Below are 8,408 nucleotides of genomic sequence, written 5' to 3' on the forward strand. Positions count from 1 at the left end.
TGATCCACTGGAACCACTACGAAGCCAAGCAGTACCGGACCCACGATCACGTCGACCACTATGAAAGCACATTGCGCCCATTCTTCATGTATCGTGATGAGGAAAGCGTCGATGACTGGCCTGATACCAAAGAAAAACTGGGTGAACGATATGAGGCTTACGCTGGACAGATAACCAATATGAGCGGCAAACTTGAAGAGGTCGCTGATTTTTCAAGCCCCCGAACACTGGGTCAAGCGACCAAACGTCGCCAACTGGACCCGTAGAGAACAGATAAGGGACAAGAACCATGACTACGACCATCAAAAATGGAACCATCGTTACTGCTGATCTGACCTATAAGGCGGATGTGCAGATTGATAACGGTGTGATTACTGCGATTGGCCCAAACCTGTCCGGCGGCGATGAGCTGGACGCGACGGGTTGCTATGTGATGCCGGGTGGCATCGATCCGCACACCCATCTGGAAATGCCGTTTATGGGGACGTATTCCTCGGATGATTTTGAAAGCGGAACCCGTGCAGCTTTGTCTGGAGGTACGACCATGGTGGTGGATTTTGCCCTGCCATCGCCGGGACAATCACTGTTGGAAGCGATTCAGATGTGGGACAACAAATCGACTCGCGCCAATTGCGATTATTCTTTCCATATGGCGATCACATGGTGGGGCGAGCAGGTGTTCAACGAGATGGAGACCGTTGTCAAAGACAAGGGCATCAATACGTTTAAACATTTCCTCGCCTATAAGGGCGCGCTGATGGTGGACGATGATGAAATGTATTCATCCTTCAAGCGCTGCGCCGAAATCGGTGCCCTGCCCTTAGTTCACGCTGAAAATGGCGACGTGGTTGCGCAAATGCAGGCGCAATTGTTGGCCGAGGGCAATAATGGCCCTGAGGCACACGCTTACTCACGCCCACCAGAAGTGGAAGGCGAAGCCACCAACCGCGCGATTATGATCGCGGATATGGCTGGCGTTCCCGTTTACATTGTGCACACATCTAGCGAGCAAGCGCATGAAGCGATCCGCCGTGCGCGGCAAAACGGCATTCGTGCCTATGGCGAACCGTTGATCCAGCACTTAACATTGGACGACAGCGAATATGCGCACCCGGATTGGGACCATGCTGCCCGCCGCGTTATGTCACCGCCGTTCCGCAATAAAAAGCACCAAGACAGCCTTTGGGCTGGCCTTCAATCGGGCAGCTTGCAAGTTGTGGCGACTGACCATTGCGCCTTCACCACAGAGCAAAAGCGCAACGGTATCGACAATTTTACGCTAATCCCGAACGGCACGGGCGGACTTGAAGACCGGATGCCCATGCTTTGGACCCACGGTGTTGGCACGGGGCGTTTGACCATGAACGAATTCGTGGCCGTCACCTCCACCAACATCGCAAAAATCCTGAATATGTACCCGAAAAAAGGTGCTGTTTTGGTGGGCGCAGATGCTGACCTTGTGGTGTGGGACCCGAACAAAGAAAAAACCATCGCAGCCGACACGCAGCAATCTGCCATTGATTACAATGTGTTTGAAGGTAAACACGTCAAAGGCCTACCGCGTTACACCCTAAGCCGAGGCAAAGTGGTGGTTGATGACGGCGCAGTGAAAACCGAAGAAGGCCACGGCGAATTCGTCGCCCGCGAGCCATACACGGCGACCAACAAAGCCCTGTCACAGTGGAAACAAGTCACCGCACCACGCAAAGTGGAACGCACCGGCATTCCGGCAAGTGGGGTATAATTGAATATGGCCGATAACACGGTGATCCAAACCAACAACTTGGATCTCACATTTGAAACCAATGACGGGCCAGTGCATGCGTTAAAGGGCATTGATTTGACCATTAATCGCGGCGAGTTTGTTTCGTTTATCGGACCTTCTGGTTGTGGCAAAACCACGCTTTTGCGGGTGATTGCGGATTTGGAAAAGCCGACAGGTGGTGACATTCAAGTCAATGGCATGACGCCTGAAGAAGCCCGGATGAAGCGGGCATATGGCTATGTGTTTCAGGCCGCAGCGCTTTACCCTTGGCGCACAATCGGGGGCAATATCTCATTGCCGCTTGAAGTGATGGGCATGCCCAAAGCCGAACGTGAAGCGCTGATCAAGAAAAACCTTGAGCTCGTCAATTTGGACGGGTTTGAGCACAAGTTCCCTTGGCAATTGTCTGGCGGCATGCAGCAACGCGCATCGATTGCGCGGGCGCTGAGTTTTGACCCCGATATGCTGTTGATGGACGAGCCATTTGGCGCGCTTGACGAAATCGTGCGGGACTATTTGAACGAACAACTGCTGGAGCTTTGGGCAAAGACCAAAAAGACAGTGGTGTTTGTGACCCACTCCATTCCCGAAGCGGTGTTCCTTTCCACCAAAATTGTGGTGATGAGCCCCCGCCCCGGTCGCATTCATGAGATTATTGATTGTGATTTGGGCGACAATCGCACCCTTGATATTCGCGAAACGCCGCGCTTTATCGAAATTGCGCATCAGGTCCGCGAAGGCTTAAAGCTGGGGCATGCTGATGAGCATTAAACGAGAGGGATTTGCCGCATTTCTTCACGATCGGCTGATCCCGATCGGCACCGTGGCTCTGGCGATTTTGATGCTTTGGTATGTGTTCACCGTGGTGCTCAATTCCCCGTTTGAACGAGACCAAGCTGAACGGGCGGGCGTAGAGATTTCCACCACGCAGCTGGTTTCCAACACCATGGTGCAAAAGCGCCCAATTTTGCCCGCCCCCCATCAGGTGGCGATTGAGATTTGGCAGACCACCTTTGAAAAGAAAGTCACCTCCAAGCGCTCGCTCGTTTATCACACGTGGGTGACCCTTTCATCCACGCTGTTGGGCTTTGCGCTTGGCACTACTTTGGGCATTTTACTGGCCGTGGGCATTGTGCATTCCAAAGTGCTGGACAAGAGCTTAATGCCTTGGATCATCACCTCACAAACCATCCCCATTTTGGCGATTGCGCCCATGGTGATTGTGGTGCTGAACGCCATCGGCATTTCTGGGCTTTTGCCCAAAGCGGTGATCTCTATGTATCTTTCATTCTTCCCCATTGCTGTGGGTATGGTGAAGGGATTGCGCTCACCCGAAGTGATGCATTTGGATTTGATGCGCACCTATAACGCAAGCCGCAGCCAGGTGTTTTGGAAGCTTAGGTGGCCCGCCTCTGTGCCGTTTCTGTTCACCTCGATGAAGGTGGCTGTGGCGATTTCTTTGGTCGGTGCAATTGTGGGTGAATTGCCCACTGGTGCCTCTGCCGGTTTGGGTGCGCGTTTGCTCTCAGGATCCTATTATGGACAAACCATCCAAATCTGGTCGGCGCTGATTGCAGCGGCTGTTTTGGCGGCGCTTTTGGTTGTCGCCATTGACTTGATTGGGCGCTCCGTAACCCGTCGAATGGGAGTGGTGGCATGAGTTGGTCTTGGATAATCGCAGCACTGGCCTTTTGGATTGCCACTTGGGCAACCAATCAGGCCCTTGCGAAAAGACGCTTTAAAGACAACACCATACAGGCCGGTGTTGATGTTTTGATTCCCATTTTGTTTGGCGCTGCATTGTTGGTTTTGTGGGAAGGCGCATGTCGTGGCTTCTCTATCCCTACGGTTTTGTTGCCCCCACCTTCAATGATTTGGGCGCGCATAACATCTTCGCTCGACATCTTGTGGGCAGACTTTCGGCAGACCTATTTGAAAGCTGTTATCGCTGGTTATGTGATGGGATGCGGCTCTGGCTTTATCGCTGCGATCATTGTGGATCGCGTCCCGTTTTTGCGCAAAGGCTTGCTGCCTATTGGCAACCTTGTGGCGGCGCTGCCCATCGTTGGCATGGCCCCAATTATGGTGATGTGGTTTGGTTTCGATTGGCCGTCAAAAGCAGCGGTTGTGGTGATCATGACGTTCTTCCCCATGTTGGTGAACACAGTCGCAGGACTTGGCGCAACCGGGCATATTGAACGTGATTTGATGCATACTTATGCCTCAAATTACTGGCAGACATTGTTCAAACTGCGCCTGCCCGCGGCAATGCCGTTTGTTTTTAACGCGCTTAAGATCAACTCCACTTTGGCGTTGATTGGGGCGATTGTTGCCGAGTTTTTCGGCACTCCAATTGTTGGCATGGGTTTCCGCATTTCCACCGAGGTGGGGCGGATGAATGTCGACATGGTTTGGGCTGAGATTTTTGTCGCAGCTCTAGCTGGCTCCCTTTCCTACGGGCTTTTGGCCCTGCTGGAACGGGCAGTCACATTTTGGCACCCATCCTATCGGAAAAGATAATAGCAATAACAATGCCGAGACGGATTTTTTGAAGAGACTTTTGAGGAGGAAAGAAAATGAAAAAGACATTAGCACTGACCCTAGGGCTGGCAACCAGCCTTATGGCAGCGACCACTGGCTTTGCGGCTGACAAGCTGACATTGCAGCTTAAGTGGGTCACACAAGCTCAATTCGCTGGTTACTATGTGGCCAAAGATAAAGGCTTTTATGAAGAAGCCGGGCTGGACATTGAAATCAAAGCCGGTGGCCCAGATATTGCGCCACCACAAGTGATTGCAGGCGGTGGTGCCGACGTGATTATTGATTGGATGCCTTCTGCTTTGGCATCACGCGAAAAAGGCGTGCCGCTGGTCAATATCGCCCAGCCGTTTAAACGTTCTGGTATGATGCTGACCTGTCGCAAAGACACAGGCATCACTTCGCCTGACGATTTTGCGGGCAAAACGCTCGGCGTTTGGTTCTTTGGTAACGAATATCCATTCCTTTCTTGGATGAGCCAACTTGGCTTAGCAACTGATGGCAGCGAAGGCGGCGTGACTGTTCTTAAGCAAGGCTTTAACGTTGACCCAATTTTGCAAAAGCAAGCTGATTGCGTGTCTACAATGACCTACAATGAATATTGGCAGATCATTGATGCGGGCTTGTCTGAAGATGATTTGGTGACGTTCAAGTACGAAAATGCAGGCGTTGCCACATTGGAAGATGGTCTTTATGTGCTTGAAGAAGATCTTGCAGACCCTGCAATGGTCGACAAGCTTGCCCGCTTTGTTCAAGCTTCGATGAAAGGTTGGGCATATGCTGAAGCCAACCCAGACGAAGCAGCTGATATTGTTCTTGAAAACGACGATACAGGTGCACAAACCGAAGAGCATCAGCGTCGCATGATGCGTGAAGTGTCAAAACTTACCGCAGGAACAGACGGTCGTTTGGACGAAGACGACTATAACCGTACGGTGGCAACTTTGTTGGCTGGCGGTTCTGACCCTGTGATTTCCGGCCCACCACAAGGTGCTTGGACTTCAGTTGTTACTGACAAAATGATGTAGAAATAACCCTTTACCATCAAATACAAAACGCGGCTCCAGGAGGGCCGCGTTTTCGTATGAAACACCAAAAAATGTCAGCGATCAGGTCGGTTGTTCCGCATCGTTTTTATAGACTTCAAAATCCAATTCATCCACGGGCTGCATGTCCAGCATCAGATTAAAGCCAAACAATAGACAGGCTTGCAAAAAGATACTGGTCATCACCGGATCAAAAATCTCAAACGCATATCTATCCGCAGCCATGCTCACAATTGAATAAAGGCTGATGATCGTGCTTGAGAAAACCAGGCTCTTCACAGTCGCAGAAACTTGCTTGTGGTGATCCTTGGTCGCTTTAAATGGGTCCTGCTTTTTCACCAAGGCGATCTTGGCGATATAGACCGCATAAGCAAGGTTTAAAAAGGTGATGACTGCGACGCCAACAAAGTGCTTGGTTTGCCATGGGCCATCCAGATTGGTGTCATAAATGAACACCCCAAGCCAACACAAATAGGCAATGACCGCGCCAAAGACCCAGCCGGGCGAGATAAAATCAAACAGGCGACGTGGCACAAGTTCAGCCGTGCGCTTTGCCTTTTTGACCGCTTGGCGCATGCCTTTGAACTGTTCATACTCGCTAACACCCAGAATAACGATCGGCAGTATCTGCAAGATAAAATAGAGCATAACGACAATCTCGCTGCCGCCCAACGGATGCGGCTCAAAACCTGTTATGAGCATTGCCGCCAACCCAACAAAGCCAAGTGATGCGATGAAATAGTTGGCATAACGATAAAGAACCCGCAAACCGCTGATGCTTGCCAACAAACCGCCCGCCCCTTCTGGATAGAGCTTGGGGTAGGTTTCTTTGGGATAATTCTTGCGCACAAAGTTGATCCGTTTGAGTGTTTTGGCCGGCAAATAGACCGAAACAAACAGAATTTGTGTCGCAAAGACCGCATAAAAAATCAGCAGTGTGATGTTCATCGGCATATTCTCAATCATTTAGTCTCTCCCATGTTTTGGGTTTGCATGACCTGTGAAAAGGCGATGCGGATCTCACTATCGGTGGCACCGGCGGCGCGAGCTGCCCGAACGGCGTCTTCGAGCTTGGCTTGCACCAGCGCGGGCAAGTCTATGGTGCAGTTTTTAAGGGCATTAGGGTGCACAAAGGTGCCCCGATATCCTTTGGTTTGGATGACCCCATCACGCTCTAAGAGCTTGTAGGCTTTGGCGACGGTTTTATTGTTCAAACTCAAATCGCTGGCCAATTGACGAATGGATGGCAGCGCCTGTTCAGGCAAAAGCTGACCAGCTTGCACCGCCTTTTTAATCTGCCCAACGAGCTGACCAAATAGCGGCTCTTCACTTTCTATATCTATCGTCACCTGCATATATGACCCCTATGTACCATTATTACTATGGGTACATCGAGTCCAAATGAATTGCAAGCTTTAGGTTGTAAAAGGTTTGAATTGCGCGCTGTGGCACGTTTTTTATGTAGGGCGAAATCGTCAAGCCAACTGCAAGCACAGATGGTTCATTCGACAAATTTGATATCTACCGGTTATCTAAAACTAGACACGGCGCGCAAAAGTGGCGGTTTTTTGACCTCATTTGCGCGACAGCTCTCGCGCCAAAATCTTTAGGGCTAAGCGAACCCGCGGGCTATTTTGCATTGCTTGGTGCGTTACGAGCCAAATGGGCACTGGAACAGGCTTCAAGCCTGGAAAGAGCCGAACCAACTCAGGCGTTGTTTGCGCGACTTCGCGCAGCATTGCGGCAACGCCCATTCCTCGTTTGACCATTTCCCAAGCAACTACAGCGGAATCTGAAATCAGTCGAAAATCCGACGCATCAACCTGAAAACCCAATTCGCTCAAATAGCTTGCCAAACGTAAAGTGTCATCAAAGCCGACAAGGTGTTTTCCATCCAATTCTGATGGGGTGCCTGGCAGACCGTGTTCTGCCACCCAACGATCAGAGGCATAAAAACACGCTTCGGTATCGCGTACATATTCCCCAACAAGGTCTTTTTGTTCAGGACGCACGTGTCGGATGGCAATATCCGCTTCCATTTGGTGCAGATTGGAGTGCGTGTTCGCCACGTCCAATTTAATCGTGATGTGCGGCGCCTCCGCGCGAATTTTTTCAACAATTTCGGGCAGCACATAAGTGGAAAAAGTATCGGTTGCAGAAATGCACAGCTGCCCACTTACATCTTGCACACGCCCACTCGCGCTCAACACCACCGCCTCAGCCGCTTCGCCCATGGTGCCGATATGTTCCAACAGTTCGCGCCCGGTTTGGGTCAAAGAAAGCCGTTTGCCCAACCGCTCAAATAGGGTCACCCCAAGACTGGCCTCCAAACTGGCGACCTGACGCGAAAGCGTTGGTTGGGTTAGATCTAGTTTGCGGGCTGCAGCCGAAAGCGAACCTGTGCTTGCGGTCATGTGAAAGGCGCGGAGTAAATTCCAGTCAATTTGTTTCATACATATTTGTATATCAAACGTGCATATTTTGGCAATTTACATTCTGTATGCATATGCACTACGAGTTGCTTGGATGTAAAATGCATTGTTGCAAAGGAAATGCCATGCTCACCTTGAGAAACAAATCGCGACTGATTGGAATTCTGATTATCGCAGCAATGGTTGCTGGTGTGCTTAGCGTTGCCCCATCTGTCGATTCAGCGGCATATTTAGTGGAGGCGGCGAGGAACCAAACGCAAGTCATGAACGCTGCATTGTTTCAATTCGCCATGGCCCTGATTTATTTTGCAATTGCCATTTTGCTCTATCCAATCGTGAAGCCTTTTGGCGAAAACCTTGCCCGTAGCTTCTTTGGCTTAAAGGTCACGGCCATGATCCTTGTGATCATTTCAACTGTGTTTTTGGTGTCTTTGTTCGAGCTGAGCGTGGAATTTGCAAGATTGTCCCCACAGGACCCTTTAGCGTTTGAGGCATTCGGCAAGGTGCTAAAAACAACCCGCGACCAAGTCAATCATGTCTTTATGATACTGGTCTTGTGCCTTGGAAACATCGCCCTCTTCGCGCTCTTCATCAAGTCAAAAATGATCCCCATTTGGATTTGTGTTT

General features: G+C 50.6%; 10 protein-coding genes. 7 read left to right on the forward strand and 3 right to left on the reverse strand.

Features of this window, described 5'->3' with window-relative positions; translation table 11 throughout:
- The 6 genes from Q0231_RS10325 to Q0231_RS10350 form a co-directional block, all read left to right on the forward strand.
- The coding region (locus Q0231_RS10325; RefSeq protein WP_299347611.1) for a hypothetical protein at window positions 1-266 on the forward strand (266 nt) is incomplete at its 5' end.
- A 23-nt stretch (window positions 267-289) separates the two neighbouring features.
- Window positions 290-1,744: a dihydropyrimidinase gene (hydA, locus tag Q0231_RS10330; RefSeq protein ID WP_299347612.1), complete on the forward strand. Its 1,455-nt coding sequence runs from the start codon at window positions 290-292 to the stop codon at window positions 1,742-1,744.
- Between the two features lie 6 nt (window positions 1,745-1,750).
- Window positions 1,751-2,536 (forward strand): ABC transporter ATP-binding protein, encoded by a 786-nt coding sequence (locus Q0231_RS10335; RefSeq protein WP_269392253.1) that lies wholly within the window; start codon window positions 1,751-1,753, stop codon window positions 2,534-2,536.
- Window positions 2,526-3,425, forward strand: a complete 900-nt coding sequence (locus Q0231_RS10340) for an ABC transporter permease (protein WP_299347613.1) — start codon at window positions 2,526-2,528, stop codon at window positions 3,423-3,425. Before Q0231_RS10335 ends, Q0231_RS10340 begins: the two co-directional genes overlap by 11 nt.
- Window positions 3,422-4,285, forward strand: coding sequence for an ABC transporter permease (locus Q0231_RS10345; protein WP_299347614.1), 864 nt, complete (start codon window positions 3,422-3,424; stop codon window positions 4,283-4,285). The genes Q0231_RS10340 and Q0231_RS10345 overlap by 4 nt, the downstream gene beginning before the upstream one ends.
- A gap of 101 nt (window positions 4,286-4,386) precedes the next feature.
- Window positions 4,387-5,331 carry an ABC transporter substrate-binding protein gene (locus tag Q0231_RS10350; protein ID WP_269392817.1) on the forward strand — a complete coding sequence of 315 codons (945 nt, stop codon included), beginning with the start codon at window positions 4,387-4,389 and terminating at the stop codon, window positions 5,329-5,331.
- An 81-nt stretch (window positions 5,332-5,412) separates the two neighbouring features.
- On the opposite strand, the gene Q0231_RS10355 is transcribed toward Q0231_RS10350, so the two are convergent.
- The 3 genes from Q0231_RS10355 to Q0231_RS10365 form a co-directional block, all read right to left on the reverse strand.
- Window positions 5,413-6,315, reverse strand: a complete 903-nt coding sequence (locus tag Q0231_RS10355; RefSeq protein WP_299347615.1) for a hypothetical protein — start codon at window positions 6,313-6,315, stop codon at window positions 5,413-5,415.
- Window positions 6,312-6,704, reverse strand: coding sequence for a GntR family transcriptional regulator (locus Q0231_RS10360; RefSeq protein WP_299347616.1), 393 nt, complete (start codon window positions 6,702-6,704; stop codon window positions 6,312-6,314). Before Q0231_RS10360 ends, Q0231_RS10355 begins: the two co-directional genes overlap by 4 nt.
- A gap of 219 nt (window positions 6,705-6,923) precedes the next feature.
- A complete protein-coding gene (locus Q0231_RS10365) occupies window positions 6,924-7,802 on the reverse strand; it encodes a LysR family transcriptional regulator (RefSeq protein WP_269392258.1) in 879 nt (292 codons plus the stop codon).
- A gap of 104 nt (window positions 7,803-7,906) precedes the next feature.
- On the opposite strand from Q0231_RS10365, the gene Q0231_RS10370 reads away from it, so the two are divergent.
- A partial coding sequence (locus Q0231_RS10370) for a DUF4386 domain-containing protein (RefSeq protein ID WP_299347617.1) occupies window positions 7,907-8,408 on the forward strand: 502 nt, incomplete at its 3' end.

This window comes from uncultured Maritalea sp., from assembly GCF_937139385.1.
Taxonomy (GTDB): domain Bacteria; phylum Pseudomonadota; class Alphaproteobacteria; order Rhizobiales; family Devosiaceae; genus Maritalea; species Maritalea porphyrae_A.

Coding starts and splice junctions, on each gene's coding strand:
- hydA (WP_299347612.1), top strand. CDS start 290: ATGACTACGACCATCAAAAATGGAACCATCGTTACTGCTGATCTGACC.
- Q0231_RS10340 (WP_299347613.1), top strand. CDS start 2,526: ATGAGCATTAAACGAGAGGGATTTGCCGCATTTCTTCACGATCGGCTG.
- Q0231_RS10350 (WP_269392817.1), top strand. CDS start 4,387: ATGGCAGCGACCACTGGCTTTGCGGCTGACAAGCTGACATTGCAGCTT.
- Q0231_RS10345 (WP_299347614.1), top strand. CDS start 3,422: ATGAGTTGGTCTTGGATAATCGCAGCACTGGCCTTTTGGATTGCCACT.
- Q0231_RS10355 (WP_299347615.1), bottom strand. CDS start 6,315: ATGATTGAGAATATGCCGATGAACATCACACTGCTGATTTTTTATGCG.
- Q0231_RS10335 (WP_269392253.1), top strand. CDS start 1,751: ATGGCCGATAACACGGTGATCCAAACCAACAACTTGGATCTCACATTT.
- Q0231_RS10360 (WP_299347616.1), bottom strand. CDS start 6,704: ATGCAGGTGACGATAGATATAGAAAGTGAAGAGCCGCTATTTGGTCAG.
- Q0231_RS10365 (WP_269392258.1), bottom strand. CDS start 7,802: ATGAAACAAATTGACTGGAATTTACTCCGCGCCTTTCACATGACCGCA.